This window comes from Streptomyces diastaticus subsp. diastaticus, from assembly GCF_011170125.1.
In the GTDB taxonomy this organism is placed as follows: Bacteria; Actinomycetota; Actinomycetes; order Streptomycetales; family Streptomycetaceae; genus Streptomyces; species Streptomyces diastaticus.
In genome coordinates this window covers 407,354-431,307 of sequence record NZ_BLLN01000005.1, presented here as the reverse complement: position 1 = coordinate 431,307, position 23,954 = coordinate 407,354, and the positions used below count along the sequence as shown (strand labels likewise).

The 23,954-nt window shown below is 71.6% G+C and carries 8 protein-coding genes; 7 read left to right on the top strand and 1 reads right to left on the bottom strand.

Annotation, left to right across the window (positions count from 1 at the left end; all coding sequences use genetic code 11):
• Positions 1-38 precede the first annotated feature (38 nt).
• From Sdia_RS19510 to Sdia_RS19480, 7 genes are read left to right on the top strand one after another with little or no spacing between them, the layout of a single operon-like run.
• Positions 39-6,575: a non-ribosomal peptide synthetase gene (locus Sdia_RS19510; RefSeq protein WP_189500972.1), complete on the top strand. Its 6,537-nt coding sequence runs from the start codon at positions 39-41 to the stop codon at positions 6,573-6,575.
• Complete coding sequence (locus Sdia_RS19505; RefSeq protein ID WP_189500970.1) at positions 6,572-14,365, top strand: non-ribosomal peptide synthetase; 7,794 nt, start codon at positions 6,572-6,574, stop codon at positions 14,363-14,365. Before Sdia_RS19510 ends, Sdia_RS19505 begins: the two co-directional genes overlap by 4 nt.
• Entirely contained in the window at positions 14,362-17,481 is a 3,120-nt protein-coding gene (locus Sdia_RS19500; protein WP_189500968.1) for a non-ribosomal peptide synthetase, read from the top strand. The genes Sdia_RS19505 and Sdia_RS19500 overlap by 4 nt, the downstream gene beginning before the upstream one ends.
• A 26-nt stretch (positions 17,482-17,507) precedes the next feature.
• Entirely contained in the window at positions 17,508-17,813 is a 306-nt protein-coding gene (locus Sdia_RS19495; protein ID WP_189500965.1) for a phosphopantetheine-binding protein, read from the top strand.
• A 4-nt stretch (positions 17,814-17,817) separates the two neighbouring features.
• Positions 17,818-20,118, top strand: coding sequence for a penicillin acylase family protein (locus tag Sdia_RS19490; protein WP_189500964.1), 2,301 nt, complete (start codon positions 17,818-17,820; stop codon positions 20,116-20,118).
• Position 20,119: 1 nt separating this feature from the next.
• Positions 20,120-21,874 carry a non-ribosomal peptide synthetase gene (locus Sdia_RS19485; protein WP_189500962.1) on the top strand — a complete coding sequence of 585 codons (1,755 nt, stop codon included), beginning with the start codon at positions 20,120-20,122 and terminating at the stop codon, positions 21,872-21,874.
• Positions 21,871-23,121 (top strand): cytochrome P450, encoded by a 1,251-nt coding sequence (locus tag Sdia_RS19480; protein ID WP_189500960.1) that lies wholly within the window; start codon positions 21,871-21,873, stop codon positions 23,119-23,121. The genes Sdia_RS19485 and Sdia_RS19480 overlap by 4 nt, the downstream gene beginning before the upstream one ends.
• Here the strand turns inward: Sdia_RS19480 and Sdia_RS19475 are convergent.
• Entirely contained in the window at positions 23,084-23,860 is a 777-nt protein-coding gene (locus Sdia_RS19475; RefSeq protein WP_189500958.1) for a thioesterase II family protein, read from the bottom strand. The two genes, Sdia_RS19480 and Sdia_RS19475, sit on opposite strands and share 38 nt — an antisense overlap.
• Positions 23,861-23,954 lie beyond the last annotated feature (94 nt).

The window sequence follows — 23,954 nt, the reverse complement described above, 5'->3', positions numbered from 1 at the left end:
CAGCGATCCGGCGGCACATGCGAGGGGACCGGGTATCCATGCACGGCAATCTCATCACCACCCTGCACGAGCACGCTCAGCGGCAGGGCCCGGCGCGCGCGCTCTCGTTCGCGCCGGAACCCGAGCTCGGACGGCCCTGCTCGCTCACCTACGGGGAGTTGAGCGCGGGCGTCTCGGCGGCGGCCGGTGCCCTGCGGGCCCGGCTGAACCCGGGGGACCGGGTGCTGCTGTTGCTGCCCCCCACAGCCGAGTTCGCGTACGTGTTCCTGGGGTGCCTCCAGGCGGGCGTGATCGCGGTGCCGTTGTCGCTGCCCACCAACGAGTCGGGGCTGGAGCGCGTGGTCGGCGTGGCCCGGGACTGCGACGCCCGCGCGGTCGTGTCCGTCGCGCCGCTGCGGGAACTGCTCGCCGCCACCCCGGTCGGGTCGATGGACCTCACGTGGATCGACGCGGAGACACTGTCGGACGCCGAAGCCCCGGTGTCCGACATCCGCTCCGACGACGTGGCGTTCCTGCAGTACACCTCCGGATCGACCCGGGCCCCCCGGGGTGTCGTCGTGACACACGGCAACCTCATGGACAACGAGGCCGCTATCAACCGGGCGTTCGGCGTGCGCCCGGACTCCACGGTGGTGAGCTGGCTGCCGCTGCACCACGACATGGGTCTGATCGGCGGGCTCCTGCAGCCGCTCTACGCCGGGGCGCGGGCGGTGATCCTCGACCCGCTGACCTTCCTGCGCAGACCGATGGCATGGCTGGAGACGATCGCGGCGGAGCGGGCGGACGTCAGCGGCGGCCCGAACTTCGCGTACGACCTCTGCGTCCGCAAGTCCTTCCAGGAGGAACGCGAGAGCCTGGACCTGAGCACGTGGCGGGTCGCCTTCAACGGTGCCGCGCCGGTGCTGCCGCAGACCCTTCGGGCGTTCACGGAGGCCTTCGCGAGCAGCGGTTTCCGCGCCGAGGCGCACACGCCGTGCTACGGGCTCGCGGAAGCGACCCTGCTGGTGGCGAGCGCCGAAGCCGAGGAACCGAGCCGGAGCCGGTCCTTCGACGTGGCGTCACTGGAAGCGGGCACCGCCGCGCCGGGCACGGATCGCGCGGTCAGGGAACTGGTCTCCTACCGGCTGTCCGACCACACGGCCCTGCGCGTCGTCGACCGCGACACCGGCGAGCCGGTGTCCGACGGCCGCGTCGGAGAGATCTGTGTGGCCGGGAAGAGCAACGGCGCGGGCTACTGGGCGGATCCGGAAGCGAGCCGTCGCACCTTCGGCCTGCCCGTGGCCGGAAAGCCGTTCCTGTGCACCGGCGACCTCGGATTCGTCCTCGACGGACGGCTGTACGTCTCCGGACGGCTCAAGGACCTGGTGATCTCCCGCGGCCGGAATCTGCACCCGGAGGACATGGAGACCGACGTCGCCGCCGCGCATCCGGCGCTTCGACCGGGCTGCGGCGCCGTTTTCGGAGCGGACGACGACGATGTGCTCGTCGTCCTCCAGGAGGTGCGGGCGGGCACGCCCGAGGAGCAGTACCCGCACCTGACCCGGCGGATCCGCGGCGCACTGGCGCGCACCTACGGCGTCCGCGCGCACACGGTCGGCCTCCTGCCGCCCGGCGCGATCCCCAAGACCTCCAGCGGCAAGATCCAGCGATTCGCCGCGAAACGACGGTTCCTCCTCGACGAACTGCCGTACCTGGCACGGTCGACGGCGGACGCCGAGACCGACTCGACCCTGGCCGCGAAGACAGCCGAGGCGAGCGCGGGCGGATTCGGCGCCGCACACGACCGGGCGCGAGCCGACTGGCTGGCCGAGGGGCTCGCGGCGCACCTGGGCGATCTGCTGGGCACCGACGACATCGACGTTCGGGACGCGCCGGCCTCACTCGGCGTCGAATCGCTGGTCGCCGTGCGCCTCCAGCACGAGCTCGAGGACCTGCTCGGGGTGCGGCTGCCGCCCAGCGCCGTCCTGCGCGCGCCGTCACTCGACGCGCTCGCCCGCACGGCGCTGGACGCCCCCGCCCACACCGCCGTGGCCACCGCGGCGGGGGGCCCACGACTCACGCAGACCCAGCGGGCCCTGTGGTTCATTCAGCGCACCGCCCCGCGCAGCTACGCCTACAACATCACCCGTGCCTTCACCCTCACCGCGGACATCGACCGGCTGACGCGCGCGCTCAACGCGGTCGTCGCCCGGCACGCCTCCCTGCGGCTGAAGGTCCGAGAGGTCGAGGGCGAACCGATCGCCGAAGTACGGCCCGATGCGGCGGTCGTCCCGGACGTCGTGAACGCGGCGAGCTGGACCGAGGCCGAGGTCGAGAGGTGGATCCGCAGGCAGGCAACCACACCGTTCGACCTCGAACACGACTGGCTGATACGGGCCGGGATCCTGCTGCGCGGCGACACTCACATCCTCGTCCTCACCCTGCATCACCTCGTCTGCGACGTCTCGTCACTGTCGGTGCTGCTGGCCGGGCTCACCGAGGAGTACGCACGCGACGCGAACCCGCGGGACACCCCCGTACCGGCCGCTCCCCACAGTGCGCTGCCGGTCGAGCTGGAGGCCGCCGCACTCACCCGCGCCGACGCCCTGCACGCTTTCTGGGGTGCGGAGTTGGTCGGTGAACTGCCCGTCCTGGCACCTCCCTCGGCGACCCACCGACGAGGCTGGGCGGGAACGACCCTGTCGTTCCGGGTGCCCGCCGACGTGGGGTCGCGACTCGCCGCCTTCGCCCGTCGGGAGGGCCTGACCTCGCACAACGTGCTGCTGGCGACGTTCCAGGCACTGCTGCACCGGGTATCGGGCCAGGCGGACCTGGTGGTCGGGGTGCCGGTGGCGGGCCGCACCGATCGGCAACTCGTCGAGCACGTCGGCTACTTGGTGAACACCCTGCCCATCCGTTCCGTGTGGCGGCGCGAGGGCTTCGACGCGTTCGCCCGGGCCACCCAGCGACGCGTACTGGACGCACTGGACCACCAGGAGCTGCCGTTCCCGCTGTTGGCGGGACGGCTCGACGCGGACCGCGAATCCGGTGCGCCACTGGTGTTCCAGGCGATGTTCAGCCACTACACCCGGGCCCTGCCGGGCGGACCGGACGCCGCCGGGCTCGTGCTCGGCGACCCGTCGGCCGCGCTGCCCCTCGGTGACGGACAGCTCCGCGCCCATCCCGTGCCTGACCCGACTGCCCAGACCGACATTGCACTGAACGTCGCGGAACTCGCGGACGGGCTGGAGTGCGGGCTCCAGTACGACAGCGCACTGCTGCCCCGGGCGCAGGCCCGGCAGTTCGTCGCCTCGTACCTGGCTATGCTGACGGCCCTGGCGGACGACCCCGGCGCCGACGTGACACGGCTTCCGCTGCTGGACGACGACGGCCTGCGCGAGGTCCTCGCGAGCGGCACGGGCCGCACGGTGCCGCGCGAGGACCACTACCTGCGGGCCTTCGACCGGCACGTCCGAGCCACACCCGACGCCGTGGCCGTCGACGACGGCACCACGACACTGACCTACGCCGAACTAGACCGCCGCGCCAACCATGTGGCGGCCGTGCTGGTCGACGCCGGCGTGGGCCCGAACGCCAACGTGGTGGTGTGCGCCGAGCGCACCGCCGGCTACGTCGCCGTCGTGGTCGGCATCCACAAGGCCTCGGGCTGCTACGTGCCGATCTCGCCGTCCGAGGCACCCGTGCGCGCGGCCCGCATGGTCGCGGCGCTCGACGCCGGCGTCGTGGTCACCGACGGCCGCGGCCGCCCGCTGGTCGACCGCGGTGCGGCGCCGATGCTCGACATCGCCGAACTGCTGCGCGGCGAGGCCGCGCACGGGCCGGCGCTTCGGGCGAGAGCGGCGGACGGCGCGTACGTCATCCACACCTCGGGCTCCACGGGTGTGCCGAAGCCCGCTGTCGTCACGGTCCGGGGCCTGACCAACCATGTGTGGCAGATGGTCGAGCACTTCGGCCTGGGCCCGGAGGACTGCGTTGGCCAGACGGCCCCGACGTCCTTCGACATCTCCGTGTGGCAGCTCCTCACCGGACTGGCGGCGGGGGCGCGGACCAGGATCGCCGACGGCGCGTCCCCGGCCCGGCTCGCGGCGGCGATCGACGACGGCATCACCGTCCTCCAGATCGTGCCCATGATGATCGCGGCCATCCTGGAAGAGGGCGTGCACCGCGGGCTCCACCGTCTGCGCGCGGTCATCTCCACGGGAGAGGAGCTGACCTGGGACATCGCGCGCCGGTGGCACGTCGCGTGCCCGTCCGTCGCGCTATACAACGCCTATGGTCCCGCCGAGTGCGCGGACGACGTGACGATCGGCAAGGTCACACCGCAGGACGACCAAACCCGGCCGGTGCCGATCGGGGCGCCGTTGGCGAACACCTCGATCCACGTGCTGGACGACACCTTGGCCGCCGTGCCGTTCGGCGTCGTCGGAGAGCTGTGCGTGGGCGGCGACGGGGTCGGACGCGGCTATCTGGGAGACCCGCGCCGGACCGCGATCGCGTTCGTGCCTGACCCCTTCGGGCCACCGGGCGCCCGACTGTATCGAACCGGCGATGTGGGCAGGCGCACCGGAGACGGCGTGCTGGAATACCTCGGCCGGGCGGACCGCCAGGTCTCCGTGCGCGGACTGCGCATCGAACCGGGCGAGGTCGAGGCGGCGCTGCGCGAACTGCCCGGCGTGGCGGACGCGGCGGTGAAGACCCACGAGACCCCACACGGAGTCTCCCTGGTGGCCCACCTGGCGTACGGCGACGACGACCGCACCGCGCCCGACGCCTCGCCGACGACCGGACAAGCCCGTGGAGACGAGGAGCCCGCGGCCGACGGCCCGGCACGGGAAGTGGCCGCCGACGCATACGCCCGCATTCGCCACGCGCTGCGCGACCGGCTGCCCCGCCACATGATCCCCTCGGTGTGCGTACGGTGGCCGAGCCTGCCCCGAAGTGCCAACGGCAAGGTCGATCACGCGGCACTCACCTACGTGCCCGCCGCGCCGCACGAGGCCGCGGAGATCCGCGACGACCAGGTCGCCGCCGCCGTACGGGCTGCCTGGTGCGCGGTCCTCGAACGCCCGGACATCGGCTGGCGCGACAACTTCTTCCTGCTGGGCGGCCATTCGCTGCTCGCGCTGCGGATGCTCGACCGGGTCTCCCGCACCCTCGCGATAGAATTCGACGTCGAGTCGGTCTTCGCGCACCCGTGCCTGGACGAGTTCGTGGAAGCGGTACGGCACGCGAGCCCACGCGCCGGGACCTCGTTCGCCCCGGCGGCGACCTTCGTGACCTACCCGGTGCCGGCGAGCGCCGCGCAGCAGCGCTTTTGGTTCCTGCGCGAACTCGACGCCCGCAGCCCCGTCTACAACATGCCGGGCGTGCTGCGCTTCACCGGGCCACTCGACCCCGCGCGGCTGGAGCGGAGCCTGCGCGCGGTGCTCGCCGCGCACCCTGTACTGCTGGCTCGGTTCACCGAGGTGGACGGCGTACCGCACTGGGAACCCGCGCCCGTCGAGGAGTTCGAGTTGGCCCACGCCGATCTGCGCGGCGCGGTCGCGGAGTTCGGGCCCGAGGCCGTGGAGCAAGTGATCGCACAGGAGGCGGGCACCGGGTTCGCCCTGCCCGCGGAACTCCCCTTCAGGGCGTTGCTCGTCCGGGGCGGACCCGAGGAATGGCATCTGGCCGTCACCATCGACCACCTGGTGTGCGACGGCGGCTCCCTGCCCGTCTTCCTGCGCCAGTTGGCCGACCACTACAACGGACGGCCACCGGCCGCCAACCCCTACACGTACGCGCAGTACTGCGTGGACGAGCACACCTGGCTGGCCGACGCGACCGGCCTCGCGGACGAGTGGCACGGGGCGCTCCCCGCGCGCCCCGTCACCGCGCCCGACGTGGCGGCCCCCACCACCCCACTCGTCGAAGGACCGGACGGTGCCCAGGGCGCGCCCCGGCACTGGTTCGACGTCGACGAGCGGACGGCCGAAGCCGTCCGGGAGTGCGCGGGCAGGACCGGGACCACCCCCTTCATGGTCTTCGCGACCGCGCTCGCCGCCCTGCTGCGCGGCGGCGACACACCGCAGACCATCGTCCTGGGAACCCTGATCGCGAACCGGGACCACCCCGCGCTCCAGGACGTCGTGGGGCCGCTGCTCAACGTGTCGCTGCTGCCTGTCCCGCTCGGCCCGACGGACTCCTTCCACGACGCGCTCAAGCACGTACGGGACAGCTCGCTGCGCGCCTACCGGTCGCGCTACACGCCGTTCCAGCAGGTGGTACGGGCGGTCACGCACGAGGCGGACCCGACGCACACACCGTTCGACGTCATGGTCGTGATGCAGCCGCCGGCCGACCCGACACCCGACTTCGACGGCGTCACCACCGAACTGACCGAGATCGACAACGGCACCTCGCCGTACCCGCTCACGCTCGACATCGAACCCCGCGCGGGCGGCTACCGCTGCTCGCTGCGGTACGCGGCGGACCGGTACGGCGGCACGGGGATCGCGCGGCTGGCCGAGCGCTACCTGAAGGTGCTGGCCGCGTGCGCGGCGAGCCCGGAAGAAGCCATGGAGGGGGAGCGATGACCGCACACGAGACGACCGCACACGACGTGATCCGACGCTTGGACTACCTGGGCGTGAGCCTGCGCCTGGAGGACGGCAGGATCAAGTTCCGGTCGACGGGCGGCGACATCCCGCCCGAGCTGCTGGCGCAGATGAAGGTGCACCGCGACGACCTGAAGAGCCTGCTGGCGGCGCGGACCGCGCCCTCGTGGCCGCCCGCCGCGAGCGGCGACAGCGGCGAACTGACCTGGGGCCAGCGCGGCCTGTGGACGTCCGCCCAGTTGGCGGACGAAGCCGGCGTCCACCACATCTGCGGCGCCGTCCGGATGCGCGGCCCGCTCGACGTCGCCGCGCTGGACGCGGCCCTCGACGGGGTTCGCGCGGCGCACCCGTCGCTGCGGACGGTCTTCCCAGCCGAACGCGGCACACCCCGGCAGGTGGTGTTGCCCCACACGACGGTCCCCCTGGCCGTGGAGGACGTCTCCGTCGAACACCGGCGGCGCCGGTGCGCGGAACTCGCCGCCGTCCCCTTCGCGCTCGACGCCGAACCACCTCTGCGGGTAAGGCTGTTGAGGTCGGCTCCCGACGACCACTTGCTCTTCGTCGCCCTACACCACCTGATCGCCGACGGCGAGTCCGTCCGGATACTCGTCGACGACCTGGCGCGCCGCTACAACGGGCAGACACCTGCCTCCGGCGGCTTCGACATGGTGGACTACGCCGCCTGGCAGCACGCCCAGGTTCGCGACGCCGACCACAGCGCGGCCCGGCGTTTTTGGCGGGACCGGCTCAGCGACCCGGAAGCGGGCCTGCTGCCGCTGCCGCGACCCGCGACCGGGCAGGGCGGCGGCGTGCACACGGTGCGGATCGACGCTGAGACCACGGCGACGCTTCGCGTACTCGCCCACGAGTGCCGTGCGAGCCCCTTCGCCGTCCTGTCGGCCGCGGTCTCGGTGCTGCTGGCGCACGTGAGCGACCGCCGCCGAATCGTCGTCGGCACCCCCGTCGCCCAGCGCGACCGGGCGGGCCTCGACCGCCTGATCGGGCACCTCGTCGCCATGGTCCCGGTCCGGGTCGACCTCACCGGGCGCCCCGCGTTCCGCGACCTCGTCGCACGCGTCAGGTCGGCGGTGCTGGCCGCCGTCGACCATGCCCGGCTGCCCGTCGAGGTGGTGCGCGACGAACTGGGCGTCCGGCCCGTGACCCGGGACGGCGGCCTGTTCAACGTCGTCGTCACCGACGTGGGCCCGGCCGTCTCCGCACCGCACTTCGACAGCCTGCGGACGTCGTTGCTCGACATCGAACACAACAGCGCCAAATACGACTTGAACTTCCTCGTTCAGGACGACGGCGACACCCTGTCGGTCGGCGTCGAGTTCGACCGGCGGGCCGTCGCGGACGACGACGCCGCGGTACTCGCCGACCTGCTGGAGCGCATCGTCCGCCTCGCCGTCACGGACCCGGACCGGCCGCTCGCCGAGCTGCCCGTCGGCGACGGCCATGCCTGGAGCGTCGGCGCCACACCGCGCAAGGCGCCCGCCGCGCCCGACTCGCTCGCCGCCCGCCTGGCCCAGGCCGCCGCGCAGCGCGGCGAAGCCGACGCGCTGCGGCACATGGGCGACACACTGTCGTACCGCGACCTGGACACACGCACCGATGCCGTCGCCCGAGGGCTGCGCGCGCGAGGCGTGCGCGGCGGCGATGTCGTCGCGGTGCTGCTGCCGCGCGGCATCGACCTGGTCGTGGCGATGCTCGGCGTGGTGCGCGCCGGGGCCGCGTACCTGGTGCTGGACGAGGCATGGCCGCAGGCCCGCGTCGAGGCCGTCGCCGCGGACGCCGGTGCCCGCCTTCTGATCGACGCGGACACCCTGACGGCCCTGGCCGACGAGGGCGCCGACGCACCAAAGTGCCCGCCCGTGCCGCTCGACGCCGTCGCCTACGTCATCTACACGTCCGGTTCGACGGGCAGCCCCAAGGGCGTGCACGTCACCCACCGCAACGTGCTGAGCCTGCTGGACGGCACGGCCGCGGAGTTCGGGTTCGGCGCGCACGACACCTGGACGCTGTTCCACTCCTGCGCGTTCGACTTCTCGGTGTGGGAGGTGTTCGGCAGCCTCACCACGGGCGGCACCCTCGTCGTGGTGCCGTCGTGGGTCACGCGTGAACCGGAGGCGTTCGCACGGCTGCTGGAACGCGAGCGGGTCACCGTACTGAACCTGACCCCGTCGGCGTTCTCCGTCCTCCTGCCGGTGGCCGCCGAGCGGCCCGAGCGGGTGCGCGACATCCGATGCGTGATCTTCGGCGGCGAAGCCTTCGACCACGGGCTCGCCGCACGCTGGTACGAGATCGCGGACGGCCGACTGGTCAACATGTACGGCATCACCGAGACCACGGTGCACGCATCCTGGCAGCGGATCGAACCCGAATACACCGCACCCTGGCAGGCCGGCGACATCGGCGGGCCGCTGCCCGGCGGCGCCCTGTACCTCCTCGACCGCGACGGCCGCCCCTGCGCGGACCGCTGCGCCGGGGAGATCCACGTCGGCGGACCCGGCGTCAGCAACGGCTACCCGGGACTGCCGCGGCTCACCGCCGAACGATTCGTGCCCGACCCCTTCAGCCCGGTCCCCGGCGCCCGCATGTACCGCTCGGGCGATCTCGGACGGCGGCGCGGCACCAGCCTGCACTACCTCGGCCGCCGCGACGGACAGGTGCAACTGCACGGATTCCGCATCGAACTGGCCGAGGTCGAGAAGGCCCTCGCGGCACAACCCGGCATCGCCGCGGCGGCGGCCGCCGTGGCCGACGAGCGGCTCGTGGCCGCCGTCACCGCCGTCGACGGGCAGCGCCCGCAGGCCGCCGACGTGCTCCGCGAGGCCCGACTGGCACTGCCACGCCACATGGTGCCCGCCACGGTGACGGTCGTCGACGCCCTTCCCCTGACGGTCAACGGGAAACTGGACCGCGCCGCCGTCGCGGCCCTGCGGCCCGCACCGTCGGACAGGGACACGGTCGCGCCCGCCAACCCGGTCGAGGAGGTGCTGGTCGAGGCGTACCGGGAAGCGCTGGACGTCGACACGATCTCGACAACGGACGACTTCTTCGAGCGCGGCGGCGACTCCATGCGCGCGATCCGGCTGGTGACACTGGCCCACGAACAAGGCGTTCACCTGACCGTGCGGGACGTCTACGACAAGCCGATGCTCGCGGAACTCGCCGCGACCGCCGGCGCCTCCCAGGACCACACCCCGGCACGGGTCCGGCCGTTCGGTCTGCTGCCCGAGCGGGAGGCGACGTCGTTCCCGGACTCCGTCGAGGACGCCTACCCCATGACCGCCCTCCAGACCGGCATGGTCTACCACAGCGAACTGGCGCCCGCGGCGGCCCAATACCACATCATGCTGAGCTACACCCTGCGCGCGCCGATGGACCCCGCCCTGTTCCGGGAGGTCACCGAAACCGTCGTCGGCGTGCACGCCGTCCTGCGCACCGGCTTCGACCTCGGCCACCGCCTCGCACCGATGCAGGTCGTGCACCGCACCATCGAACTCCCCCTGCGATACGAGAACATCGAGCACCTCGACGCCGCCGAACAGGCCGCATACCTGGAGGAACTGCTGCGGGACGAGAGCAGCAGACCGATCGACCTGTCGGCGGCCCCGCTGTACCAGTTCGTCGTCGTGGTGTTGTCACCGGACAGCTTCCAACTGGTCTTCACCCACCACCACGCGATCCTCGACGGGTGGTCGGTCAACCTGTTCTTCGAGGAACTGGCCTCCCGCTACCTCGACCTCCTGGAGGGCGAAACGGCCCGGCCGATCCCCGCGCTGCGCAGCGGATTCGCCGACTACGTGGCGCTCGAACGACGGGCCCTGGACGACCCGGGCAACCAGGAGTACTGGCGCGAGCGGACCACACCCCACCCCACCTACCTCGCCACGGAACGCACCGGACCGCCGGACATGCGCCACCACCCGGTACCGCTGCCGCACGGCGTCGTCGACGATCTGCACACCGTCGCGGCCGAGGTCGGCGTGCCGCTGAAGTCGCTGTTGCTGGCCGTGCACATGCGGGTGCTGGCGTGGCTGTCCGGCAACCGGACCGTGGTCACCGGCCTCACCGTGGCATGCCGCCCTGAACAACCCGATGCGGACCGGGTGTTGGGGCTGTTCCTGAACAATCTGCCGCTGCGCACCGCCGTGCGCGGACAGACCTGGGCCGAACTCGCCCGCGACGTGCACGCGGCCGAGCTGGAACTGATGCGCTACCGCTGGTACCCGCACGCGGCCATCCAACAGAGCTACGGCAGCCGTCCGATCGTGGACACCGGCTTCAACTTCACCGACTTCCACGTCACACACGACCTCGTGCGCTCCGGCCGGTTGGAGATCACCGGCATCACCGAACAGGAGTCGACGCACTACGCGTTCGGCGCCGACTTCACCGTCGACATGCGCACCGGCCATCTCAGGCTGTCGCTGGAACACGACGCCTCGCTGGTGCCGACCGCCACGATGGACCTCGCGATCCGGGCGTACCGCGCCGCCCTGCTCGCCCTGGTGGCCCGGCCGGACGCCTCCTGCCGCGCCGCGAGCCTGCTCGGCGCCGACGCCGAGACGAGACTTGTCGCACGCGGCCGGGGCACGCGCAGGCCGGCCACCGGCCACACCGTGCACACGCTGTTCGCGGACCAAGTACGGCGAAACCCGGCCAGGCACGCCGTCGAAACGGCCGACCGGGCGTGGACGTACCGTGAACTGGCACTGCGCGCCGAGGCCGTCGCCGAACGACTCGTCGCCCACGGTGTGGGCACGGGCGACGCCGTCGCCGTACTCCTGCACGCCAACGAGGACCAGGTCGCCGCGTTCCTGGCCACCCAGCACATCGGCGCCGTGTACGTGCCGCTCAACCCCGACGACGGCAGGCTGCACCACGCCCACGTCCTCGACGGCGCGTCGGTCCGCGCGGTCGTGTCGGCGGACCGGTTCCGCGACGGTCTGGCGTGGCTCACCGACCACGGCACACCGCTGCTGCTCACGGAGGACATCCCGCACGCACCGACAGCGGCCGTTCCGGTGGCGTCCCTGCCCGCCCAGGCCCCCTCGTACATCGTCTACACCTCCGGCTCGACCGGAAACCGCAAGGGCGTCGTCGTCGGCCAGGCCGCGATCGTCAACCGGCTGCAGTGGGGCCGCGATCACTTCGATCCGACCGAGGTCGACTGGACTCTGATGACCCGCAGCACCGGATTCGACGCGGCGATCATCGAGATGCTGGAGGCGCTCGCCGCGGGCGGCACCCTCGTCGCCCTCCCTGACAACGGAGGCCGCGACGCCGACCTGGTCGCAGCCGCGGTGCGCGACCACCGGATCACCTGTCTGCACGTGGCCCCGAGCCTGCTGCACGCGCTGCTCGACTCACCGACCTGCGCCGAGGACCTGGCGACGCTCCGTCTGATCCAGTGCGCGGGCGACGTACTGCCGCGGGCCCTGGCGAACAGATTTCTGGAAACCTGCCCGGTACGGCTGGTGAACGTCTACGGCCTCACCGAGACCGCCATCGACGCCACCGCCTGCGACGTGGCCGCGGGCGGCCGAGGCGACGTGCCGATCGGCAGGCCCATCGGCAACGTCGACCTGTTCGTCCTCGACGCCGACCTCAACCCGGTGCCCGACGGCGTGGCCGGCGACCTCTACATCGGCGGCGCGTGCGTCGCCCACGGCTACGGCGGCGAACCGGCCCTGACGGCCCTCAAGTTCGTACCCGACCCGTGGAGCGACACCCCCGGCGGCCGACTGCACAGGACGGGCGACCGGGCCCGCTGGGACGCGGACGGGAACATCGAGTTCCTCGGCAGGCTCGACGGGCAGCTGTCCATCGGCGGCGTACGCGTCGACCCGAGCGAGATCGAAAGCCACGCCCGACTGCACGCCAAGGTGGCCGAAGCGGCCGCCGTGGACCGCCGGCACCCGGACGGGACGGCGACCCTCACCTTGTTCGTGCGCCCCGTCGAGGGGGCCGAGGTGACCGGGCAGGAGATCCGAGACCACCTCAGGCCCAGGCTGCCGCGCACGGCGGTGCCGCACCGCTACGTCGTCCTGGACGCGTTCCCGGTGACCGCCGACGGCAAGATCGACCGGCGCGCGCTGGCACGGCTGAAGTCCACCGGCCCGCAATCCGCCGCGATCGCCCCGCGCACCCCGCTGGAACGGGAGGTCGCGGACGTGTGGACCCAGGTGCTCGGACCGGGAGCGTTCGGTGTGGACGACGACTTCTTCGAGGTCGGCGGCTCGTCGCTGACCGCCGTACGGGTGGTGAACCGACTGCGCACCCAGGACGGCGGCACGCTGCCGCTGGGCACGTTCATGGACGCCCCCACCATCGCGGCCACGGCACGGGCTTTGGCCCAGGGGCCCGGGACGGCACCCGCACCGAACCAGGCGCAGGCGGATGCGAGCGGCGAGGTGCGCGCGTACCCGCTGTCCAAGGCCCAGCACCAGATGTGGCTGCTGGAGAGCAAGCTGCCCGGGCTGGCGCTGTTCGGCATGCCGGGCGCCGTGGAGGTGCACGGGCCGCTCGACGTGCCCGCCCTCGAAGAGACCTTCGCGGAACTGGTCCGCAGGCACGAGGCGTTGCGCACCCGCGTCGCCGTCGACGACGACGGCAGGGCCGCGCAGATCGTCGAACCCCAGGTGCCGTTCGCGATCGCGTACGAGGACCTGCGAGGCCGCCCCGCCCCGACCGCCCGGTGCGACAGGCTGATCGCCAAGGCGATCCGTGAACCCTTCGACCTCGGCACCGCGCCGCTGCTGCGGGCGACGATCTACCGCGTGGCCGACGACCGGCACGTGCTGTTCCTCAACGTCCACCACCTCGTCTGCGACGGCTGGTCGCTCGCGGTGCTGTTCGACGAGGCGGCCCGGATCTACCCGAACCTCGCGGCCGGACAAGGCCTGCCCGAACTGCCGCCTGCGCCGGGCAGCGGGCAGCTGGCCCTGGAGCGGCAGAACTGGCTGCTCGGCGACGACGCCGCAAGCCAACGCGCCTACTGGCTCGACACCCTGGCCGCACCATGGGCCCGGCTGGGCGGCAAGGAAACGACCAGGTTCCCGCGGTTCGGCGAGGGCGGCGTCACGGAACGCCTGCGTTCGGCGAGCTGCCGGCTGCGCGTCCCACGCGCCGACACCGCACGCGTGACGCAGGCCGCCCAGCGACACGGCATGACGGAGTTCATGCTCGCGCTGAGCGCGTACGCCGCGACCCTGCGCGCATGGAGCGACCAGGACGACATCCGTATCGCCACGATGCTCGCCAACCGCATGGGCCGCGCGGCGGAGGACGCCGTCGGCCTGTTCGTGAACACGGCGGTGCTGCGGCTGCACGTCGAGGAGAACGCGCCCCTGGCGGAGCTGGTCGCGCAGAGCCGGCGCGTGTGCGTGGAGGCGCAGCAGCACCAGGAGTTGCCCTTCGAGGACGTGTTCGACGCGCTGAACGCCGCCTACCCGGACCGCATGCGCGTCGACCCGTTGTTCGAGGCCATGTTCGTGATGCAGGAGGAGTACCGCGAGGCCGACGGGATCGGAGGCGTCCGCATGACGCCCTACCGGCCCGACGGTGATCTGTTCTCCGGCTCGATCAGCGCCACGACCTGCGACCTGGTGCTCAACGCCGTACCGGAGGACGGGGAACTGGTGCTGGAACTGCGGTACAAACCGGCGACGCTCGACCGTGTAAGGGCACGGGGGCTGCTGGACGACATCGGCGCCGCGCTGTCGGCGACCGCGGAGTCTCTCCTCCAGGAGGCACGATGAACACGGACCTGCTCACCGCCCGCACGGACCTGCTGACGGCGTTCCAGCGCCGACTCGCCCAAGCACCCGACGCGATGGCCGTCACCGAGGACGGAACAATACGCACCTACGCGGACCTCGGTCGTGAATCGGCCGCGTACGCACGGGAGTTGAGCGCGCGAGGCGCCGGTCCCGAGAAGATCGTGGCGCTCGTCTCCGACCGCTGCGCGCAGTACGTCGCCATGGTGCTCGGCGTGCTGCGGACGGGCGCGGCCTTCGTCCCGATCGAGCCGCACACGCCCGCTCACCGCGCCCGCCAAGTGTGCGGGACGGCGGGCGCGCACCTGCTGTTCGCACGGCCCGGCCACGAGGAGTACGCGGCCGGCCTGGGCCCCGCGGTGCTCACCGCGGACCCGGAAACGACGCCCACGGGCCAGGAGCTCGCGGGCACGCCGGTCGCGGCCACGGCGTCCGCCGGTGCCGAGCACGCGGCCCGCCACCCTCGCCATCTGGCGTACGTCATCTTCACGTCCGGCTCCACCGGCGCCCCCAAAGGCGTCATGGTCGAGGACGAGGGCATGGACAATCACATCGCGGCCAAGGTCCAAGACCTCGACCTCGGGCCCGAGGACGTCATCGGGTTCACCGCGCCGTTGTCCTTCGACATCTCGGTGTGGCAATGCCTGACCGGACTGACGATCGGCGCGGCCGCCGCGGTCGCCTCGCCGCACAACATCTCCGAACCCGCCGAGCTGGCCGCCTGGGTGCGGCGACACCGGGTCACAGTGCTGGAGATCGTGCCCTCGTTCCTGTCCGTACTGGTCGACGAACTGCGCGAGGACACCGAACTGCGAGCCGCCCTCGGCTCGTTGCGTTTCCTGATCGCCACCGGAGAGGCGCTCCCCTCCCGAGTCGCCCGAAGCTGGTACGCGTACTGCCCTGACATCCCGATCGTCAACGCGTACGGCCCGACGGAGTGTTCGGACGACGTCACCCACCACTTCGTCACCGACGAGGAATGCGCGCAGGCGGCCTTTCCCCCCATTGGCCGGGAAAACCTGCGCACCCGCATCCACCTGATGGACGCCGAAGGCCGGGCGGTCCGGCCCGGGGAGGAGGGAGAGCTGCTGGTCGGCGGGATCGGCGTCGGCCGCGGCTACATCGCCGATCCGGTGAAGACCGCGCTCGCGTTCGTGCCGGACCACCTCGGCGACACACCGGGCAAGCGGCTCTACCGCACCGGGGACCGCGGCGCCCGCCGGCCCGACGGGGCGATCGACTTCTTCGGCAGACGCGACCGCCAGGTGAAGATCCGCGGACACCGCGTCGAACTGGGCGACGTGGAAGCGCAGTTGCTGCGGGTGCCCGGCGTGGTCGCGGCGGCCTGCGTGCTCGTCGGCGACCGGCTCCACGCGTTCGTCACGGGCCCCGACACGTCACAGGGCACCCGCGTATACAAGGAGGTACGCGCCCACGCGCCCGGCTATCTGGTGCCACATCAGGTGACCGTGCTGGAGCGGATGCCCACCAATACCTCCGGCAAGGTGGACCACCGGGCCCTGAAAGAACTGACCGCGCCCGCGCCCGCCGAGCAGACCGGCCCCGCCCCGGACGGCGCGCGGGCGGTGGTCGCCGACGTGCGCCTGGACGACGTGCGGGCGGTGGTCGCCGAGGCACTCGGCGTGCCGTCGGTGGGCCCGGACGACGACTTCTTCCGGGCCGGTGGCGACTCGCTGTGCGCCATGACACTGGTGTCACGCGTACGCAAACGGTTCGACGCCCCCGGCACACAACTGCGGGCGTTTCTTGTCAACCCGACCCCACGCGGACTGCATGCCGCCCTGGAGACGACCGCACCGCACCGGGCCGACGTGCCGCCCGGCGCCCTGTCCTCGGGCCAGGAACGGCTCTGGTTCCTGGAGCAGTTGCACAAGCGCAAGGCCCCACAGCTCCTCCGGCTCGAACTCACCCTCCGCGGCGACCTGAACCCGCGCGCGCTCCAGCACGCCCTGGATGCCGTCGTGCTCCGGCACGAACCGCTGCGCACCGTCTTCTCCCAGCAGCGCGCCATCCCGGTGGGCACCGTGTGGGACAAGGCGGCGGTGACACTGGAACACCTCGAAGCCGGCAACGACCCCGCCGACAGCGGCGGACCGGCCGCAGGCCAAGGGTTGTCCTCACACACCGCCCGCCCACCCCTGATGACGGCGACCCTCCGGCGCACAGGCCCCGATCTGCACGTTCTGACCCTGACACTGCACCACCTCGTCGCCGACGGCTGGTCACTGGTCGTACTGGGCCGGGAGATCGCCGAGTACTACCAGCGGTGGGTCGACGGCGACACCGAAGTGCCGCTCCCAGCAACGACGTTCGGTCACTGCGTCAGCCAGGAGAAACAGTGGCTGGACAGCCCGGAGGCCGCCGAGTTCGAACGCTATTGGACCGGACAGCTGGCCGGGGCCAGGCCCGTGCTCGACCTCCCGCTGGACCGGGAACGGCCCCGGTCCACCGACTTCACCGCCCGCCACGTCGTGCACGAGCTGACCGAGGCCGAGACCCGTGCGGTCGTGGAACTGGCGCGAGACTTGCGCGCGACGCCCTTCATGGCCGTGATGGCCGCCTTCTGCCAGGTGCTGCGCGAGGCGAGCGGCACGGACGACATCGTGATCGGCATGGACTCGGTGAACCGGTCGTGGCCGGACAGCGAGCACCTGATCGGCACCTTCGTGAACCAGCTGCCGGTGCGGTTCGCCGCGCCCACGCCCACATTCCGCGACCTGGTGGAGCTCGCGCGCCGCCAGTGCCTCGGCGCCTACGAGCACGACCGGCTGCCGTTCCACCGGATCGTCGCCGCGGTGAACCCGCCGCGGCAGGCGGGGCGCTTCCCGCTCTTCCAAGTCAAGGTCACCCAGCAGAGCGCCTGGCGCACCGGAGTGTCGCTGCCCGACATCGAGGTGACCCCGACGGAGCTCGCGGAACCCGAAACCGATCTCGACCTGCTGCTCGACGTGTCGGGAGAGTCGAGCCGACTGCGGCTGGAATTGGTCTACCGGCCCCAGGTGACCGACGCGCAGACCGCACACCGGTGGCTGACCTCCATCGGCGACGTCCTGCACGGCGCGATCGACCGGCCATGAACCCACCCCACACGGAAGGACCCCAAGTGCCCCTGAACGACCACCTCGAAGACACGGCGCGAAAGCGTCCCCCCACCCCGACGGAAGCCCTGGTCGCGGGCATCTTCGGTGAACTCCTCGACACCCCGCCCGCCCCGCTGGACACCGACTTCTTCGAACTCGGCGGGCACTCGATGCTCGCCGTGCGCGCCGTACACGAAATCGCCGAGAGGACGGGGATCGAGCTGGACCTGGAGACGTTCTTCGACCTGGAGACGGTCACCGACATCGCAGCCGAACTGGACCGTCTGCGGGCAGCCGGCGCGCACACCACGCACGAAGGGGAGATCTGAGCCGGTGGCGACGTCGTGTTCCGCCCACCGCCCGCGGTATCGGCGGCTGTGGCGGCTGCCCACCGCGCGGTCGACGGGCACGGTGACGCTCGCCGCGACGGTCGTCGCCGTGCTCGCCGGTCTGCTCGCTCCGCCCTGGGCCCCCCTCCTGGTGGTGGCCCTCGCGGCGGGCGCCCTGGCGGGCCTCCTGAGACGTCACCGGCCCCGCCTGGCCATCGAAATACGCATGGCGCGCACCCTGGTCGCCTCCCGGCCGACGTGCGGTGACATACAGGTGCCCGGACTCGACGCGGAAGTGCGGGCCGGTGTGCGAAAGGACGGAGTGACCCGGATCGAGGCCGCGTCGTGGCGGGATGCCGTGCGCGCGCTCGGGTTCGTCATGGGCCGCGACCGGGGCTTCCACCTGGACCTGATGCGCCGTACCGCCGCCGGACGGCTCGCCGAAGTGTGGGGCAGGACCGCGGTGCCCGTCGACGAGCACTACCGGCGGCTCGGGTTCGGCAAGGCCGCGAAGACGGCGGCCCGGCACCTCCAGGCGCCGGAACGCGACCTGCTCGAGGCCTTCGCGGATGGCGTGAACGCGGCACTGGCACACCACCCGTTCGAAAGCCGCTTCCTGTCCTACGGCCCCCGCCCCTGGACCGTCGAGGACAGCGTGCTGATCGCGCTGTCCACGTTCCACGGCCTGTCCTGGAACGAGGAGGACAAACGGGCCGAGGCCGTGATGCGAGCGGCCCTGCCCGCGGACGTCGCCGCGTTCTTCCTGCCGGGCGGCGGCGACCTCCCCGAAGGACTGGCCCGGTACCGCGGCGCGGCAGAGGACCTCGTCACCGTGGACAAAGCCGTCGCCGGGTCCAACTGCTGGGCCGCAGCCGGCCTGCTCGCCTGCGACCCCCACCTGCCGCTGACACTGCCGAACCTCCTGTACGAGGTGGATCTGGCGTGGCCGGGAGGGACCGTGCGCGGGCTCGCCGTGCCCGGCCTGCCCGCCGTGCTCACCGGCACCAACGGACACCTCGCCTGGGGCATCACCAACCTCACCGCCGACGTTCTCGACCTCGTCCCCGCGGAGCGGACCGAAGAACGCGTGGGACGCATCCGGGTGCGCGGCGGCTCCCCCGTCGAGACCCGCACCACCTGGTCCGACTCCCTGCCCGTGTCGCCGCGGCCGCTGCTGGGACAACGGGTCGCCATGCGCTGGACCGGATACGACCCGCGCGCCTGCGACCTGAAACTCCAGCGCCTGGCCCACGCCAGGAGCGTCGAAGAGGGCATCAAGGTGCTGGAGGAGGCCGAGGGCATCGCGCTCAACGTGCTCCTGACCGACACGGACGGACACCTGGCGCACCTGGCGACCGGACTGCTCCCCAAACGGCCGGGAGAAGGCCATCTCACCGGGGCGCAGCGCCCCCGATCGGTCGACCCGACCGACAACATCCTGGTGTCGGCCAACGACAGCGCGTTCCCCGAGAAGCCGTACCGGATCGGATACGACAGCGACCCCGGCGTCCGCGCCCGCCGGATCCGGCACCTTTTGACCGCGGGCGCGGACAGTGCCGAGGCCATGCGGGCGCTCCAGCACGACACCGCGGCCGAACTGTACGAGCCCTACCGCGACATCGCGGTGCGCGTCCTGACCGGGCGCGACGACCGTACCGCCGCCCTGCTGGCGGCGTGGGACGGCACTGCCGGAGCGGACTCCCGCGCGTTCCCCGTCCTGGTGCGGCTGCGGGCCGTGCTCGCCCGACGCGTGCTGTCCCCCTTCCTCGCCGCGTGCCGCGAACTCGAACCGGACTTCCGCTACGCCTTCCGCTGCGTGGACCGACCGCTGCTCGCCGTCCTGCGATCGAACGACGCCTCCCTGCTGCCCCCCGGCCTCGTCGAGGAATGCGTCACCGAGGCCGTCGAGGCCACCGCGCGGGACGGACGGCGCACCTGGGGCGAGACCAACCAGGTCGGACTCGACCACCCACTCGTCGCACTGGTGCCGTGGGCCGCCCCACTGCTGAGCGTCCCCGCAACCCCCCAGCCCGGCGCGCTGCACACCGTACGCACCTGCGTACCGGGCTTTGCCGCCGCCGGACGAGCCGTGCTGTCGCCGCACGGCGACGCCTGCTTCGACTTGCCCGCCGGCCAGTCCGGTCACCCTCTGAGTGTCCACTTCGACGACCGCCACGCACGGTGGTCGAACCCCGGCACGGCCGTGCGCCCGCCAGACGCGGTCTGCACGTTCGTGCTTCGGCCCGCAGTCCCTGAAGCGACCGAGATACCCGCTGTGCCCCAAGAGCTTGGAGAAAGGAACTGACATGCCCACACTGACGACACTCCCGGAGATGTTCGCCGCGCAGGTCCACGACCGCGGGGACGAGGTCGCGGTCACGTCCGGCGGAACCGACGTCACATTCGGCGCACTCGACGAACGATCGGGCCGGATCGAGGCCTGGCTCGTCGCACACGGCGTCGGCGTGGAGGACGTGGTCGCGGTCGAACTGGAACGCGGCCATGACCTGATCGCAGTGATGATCGGCGTGCTGAAGGCCGGCGCGGCCTACCTCCCGCTGGAGGTCGGCATCCCCGAAGCGCGCCGCGAGAAGCTGGCCACGGCGGCCGGCGCGGTCGCGGTCGTGTCCGCCACGGACCGGACCGTACGCGAAGGGCCGCGGGTGCTCGCCCTGGACACCATGGACGAACACCCCCCGCTCGACCCACGGCCCGTCCACCCCGACGGCCTGGCCTACATCAGTTTCACCTCCGGATCGACCGGGCTGCCCAAGGGCGTCGCGGTGCCGCACCGGGCTGTCATACGGCTCATCCGCGGCGGGTTCGCCGACCTGGGCCCGCAGGAGACGTTCCTCCAGTTGGCGCCCGTCTCCTTCGACGCGTCGACGTTCGAGATCTGGGCCCCGCTGCTGACCGGCGGACGGCTGGTCATCCACCCGCCCGGCCGCCTGGTCTCAGAGGAACTCGTGGCGACCCTGACCGACGAAAAAGTCACCACGCTGTGGCTGACGGCCGGTCTGTTCCACCGCATGGTCGACCACCACCTCGACGACCTCGCCGGACTGCGTCAACTCCTCGCGGGCGGCGATGTGTTGTCGGTCGACCACGTCAACAGATTCGTTGCACGCCACCCGTCGATCCGACTGATCAACGGATACGGGCCGACCGAGAACACGACGTTCACCACATGTCACACCGTCACCGGCCCCGTCACCGGATCCGTCCCCATCGGCCGCCCGATCCGAGACACGGGCGTACGAACCCTCGACAAGGCCCTTAACCCCGCCGAGACAGGCGAACTCCACGTCACGGGCGCCGGCCTGAGCCGCGGCTACATTGGACAACCGTCCGCCACCGCCGTCAGCTTCGTCCCCGACCCCTACGCGGAAGTGCCCGGCGCGCGCATGTACCGCACCGGCGACCTCGTACGGCGCACGGACGACGGCCTGGAGTTCCTCGGCCGCGGCGACCGCCAAGTCAAGATCAGAGGATTCCGCGTCGAACCCTCCGAGGTGGAACGCGAGATCGCCACCCTGCCCGGAGTGGCGCAAAGCGTCGTACTCGCCCACACCGACAACACCGGCGAACACAGGCTGACCGCGTACCTCATGCCCACCCCCGACGAGGACGACCCGGAATCGCTGCCCACACGCCTACGCAGAGCACTACGCGCGGCCCTGCCCGCGGCGATGATTCCCTCGGCGTTCCTGACCGTCGAGGAATTCCCCATCACGGCCAACGGCAAGGTCGACCCGACGGCACTCCCGCAACCGGGCCGCACCCCGAGAGACGCCGACAACAACTACGTCGCCCCCCGCTCCGCGACCGAGCAACTGGTGTGCGACATGTGGGCCGAGGCACTCGGCCTTGACCGGGTCGGCATCCTGGACGACTTCTTCGAACTGGGCGGCAACTCGCTGCTCGCCATGGACCTGATCAGCCGCACCGAGCTGGTCTTCGACGTGGAGCTGCCCATCCGCGCACTGCTCCACCACCCAAGCGTCGAGGAATTCGCCGAGGCCATCGGCGACATACTCGGCACGGAAGGCGCCACACGATGAGGATCACCGTCCCCCGGGCGAACGTACCGCTCCAGGACGTCGACCTGTACGACCCACTCACCTTCAGCCACGGCGACCCCCACGCCAACTGGTGCACCCTGCGGCACGAGGAACCCGTCTTCTGGCAACAGCTCCCGGACGGCCGCGGATTCTGGTCGGTGACCAAATACGACGACGTGTGCCGAGTACTCGGCGAACACGAGTCGTTCACCTCGTCACGCGGCGCCATCCTCAAAATGCTCGGCACCCCCGACCCCGCGGGCGGCCGGCAGATGGCGGTCAGCGACCCGCCGCGGCACACCCACGTCCGCCGCCCGCTCTACCAACTGATGACACCCTCCGCACTGCGCCCGCAGATACCGAGAATCCACGAGGCGGTACGCAAGCTCCTCGCGCCCATGGCATCCGGCGACACCTGGGACATGGGCGCCGCGATGACGGCCCTGCCCATGATCGTTTCGGGAATCCTGATGGGACTGCCCGAAGAGGACTACCCGGACCTGGTACGCAGCGGACTGATGACGGTGGCCCCCGACGACCCGGAATACCAGGTCGAGGGCGGCGTCGAGGCGACCCTGCACCAGGCGCACCACGACCTGTTCGCCTACTTCGCGGACCAGGTGCGCAGACGCCGCCGCAAGCCGCCGCCCAACCTCGCCGACAGCGACCTGATCGGCAGGCTGATGACACTGCGCGTGGACGGGAGCAAGCTCAGCGAGGGCGAGATCGTCTCGAACTGCTACAGCCTGCTCCTCGGCGCGAACGTGAACACCGGGCACGCCGTATCCGCCGCGATCCTGCATCTCCTGGACGACCCCGCGCAGTACGAGAAGTGGGCAAGCGACGAGTCGCTGCTCAAGCCGGGCATTCGCGAAGCCCTGCGCTGGTCGTCCCCCGTCATCCACTTCCTGCGGTACGCCGTCGAGGACGTGGAGATCCGGGGCCGGAAGATCCGCAAGGACGACGGCGTCGTCGCGTGGATCCCCTCGGCCAACCGAGACGAGGACGTGTTCACCGACCCGTTCCGCTTCGACGTCGGCCGCAGACCGAACCGGGAGATCGCGTTCGGCCACGGCCCACACCGCTGCATCGGGGCCGTGGCCGCGCAGATCACCCTCGAGCTGACGCTCCGGGAGATCTTCGCCAGGGTCGAGCGTTTCGACCAGGCGGGCGAGATCGCCCACCTGGTCTCGAACTTCACCGCGGGGATCAAGCACTTCCCGCTGAAGGTGACAGCCCGGCGCTGAGCACGTCGAGCAACGCCTGGGGGGCGTGCAGGAAGTCGTAGTGCTCGCCTTCCAACAGCACATGACGGCAGTCCCGGGACCACGCCTTCCAGCCGCCCATCAGATCCATCGGAATCTCCCGATCCTCCGTCCAACCGATGACCGTGATCCCGGACGGCAGTACCACCGGCTCCGCCCGGTGGTACTGCCGATTGGCCTCCAGATCCTGCCCGAGCAACCCGAGTCCCAGCTGCACCAGCCGCGGGTCCGGGTTGCCGCCGAGACTTGTGATCAACTCGCTAAGCCGTACGGCTAGTTCGTGGTCCGTCATGTTCAAGAACCGCCCGTAGGGCCCGTCCTGGGGTGCGACCTGTGACGAGAGGAACAACTGCTGGGGCACGGGCAGCCCCGCCTCGTGCAGCTGAATCGCGAGCTCCGTCCCGGGAAGCGCACCCCCGCAGTGCCCGAAGAAGCCGAACGGCCGGTCCAGGAAGGGCAGCAGATAGTCCATCAGCGGCCTGGCCAGCTGCTCGTACGTGCCGTAGTGCGGCTCCCTCACCCGGCTCTCCCGGTGCGGCAGCTGGACCAGGCACACCTCCACCTCACCGATGCGGCGTGGCCAGCGATGGTACATGGAGGCGCCACACCCCGAGTAGGGGAAGCAGAAGAGCCTCGCGGCGGCTTCGGGGTCGGGCTTGCGCAGCAGCCACTTGGGTTCCTTGGCGCGGCGTGGCTCAGTGGAACGTCGAGGCTCAGTCATGAGGCCGAAAATACCCCCCTGTTTCGGCGCGGAGGAAGGGAAGTTGACCACGGTTGGCCGATAGTGCGCGAGCCCCAACCGCGCCATGCGGCCC

Excerpts from the sequence above, each read along its gene's own strand:
- Sdia_RS19505 (WP_189500970.1), top strand. The coding sequence starts at position 6,572 with ATGACCGCACACGAGACGACCGCACACGACGTGATCCGACGCTTGGAC.
- Sdia_RS19500 (WP_189500968.1), top strand. The coding sequence starts at position 14,362 with ATGAACACGGACCTGCTCACCGCCCGCACGGACCTGCTGACGGCGTTC.
- Sdia_RS19480 (WP_189500960.1), top strand. The coding sequence starts at position 21,871 with ATGAGGATCACCGTCCCCCGGGCGAACGTACCGCTCCAGGACGTCGAC.
- Sdia_RS19475 (WP_189500958.1), bottom strand. The coding sequence starts at position 23,860 with ATGACTGAGCCTCGACGTTCCACTGAGCCACGCCGCGCCAAGGAACCC.
- Sdia_RS19485 (WP_189500962.1), top strand. The coding sequence starts at position 20,120 with ATGCCCACACTGACGACACTCCCGGAGATGTTCGCCGCGCAGGTCCAC.
- Sdia_RS19510 (WP_189500972.1), top strand. The coding sequence starts at position 39 with ATGCACGGCAATCTCATCACCACCCTGCACGAGCACGCTCAGCGGCAG.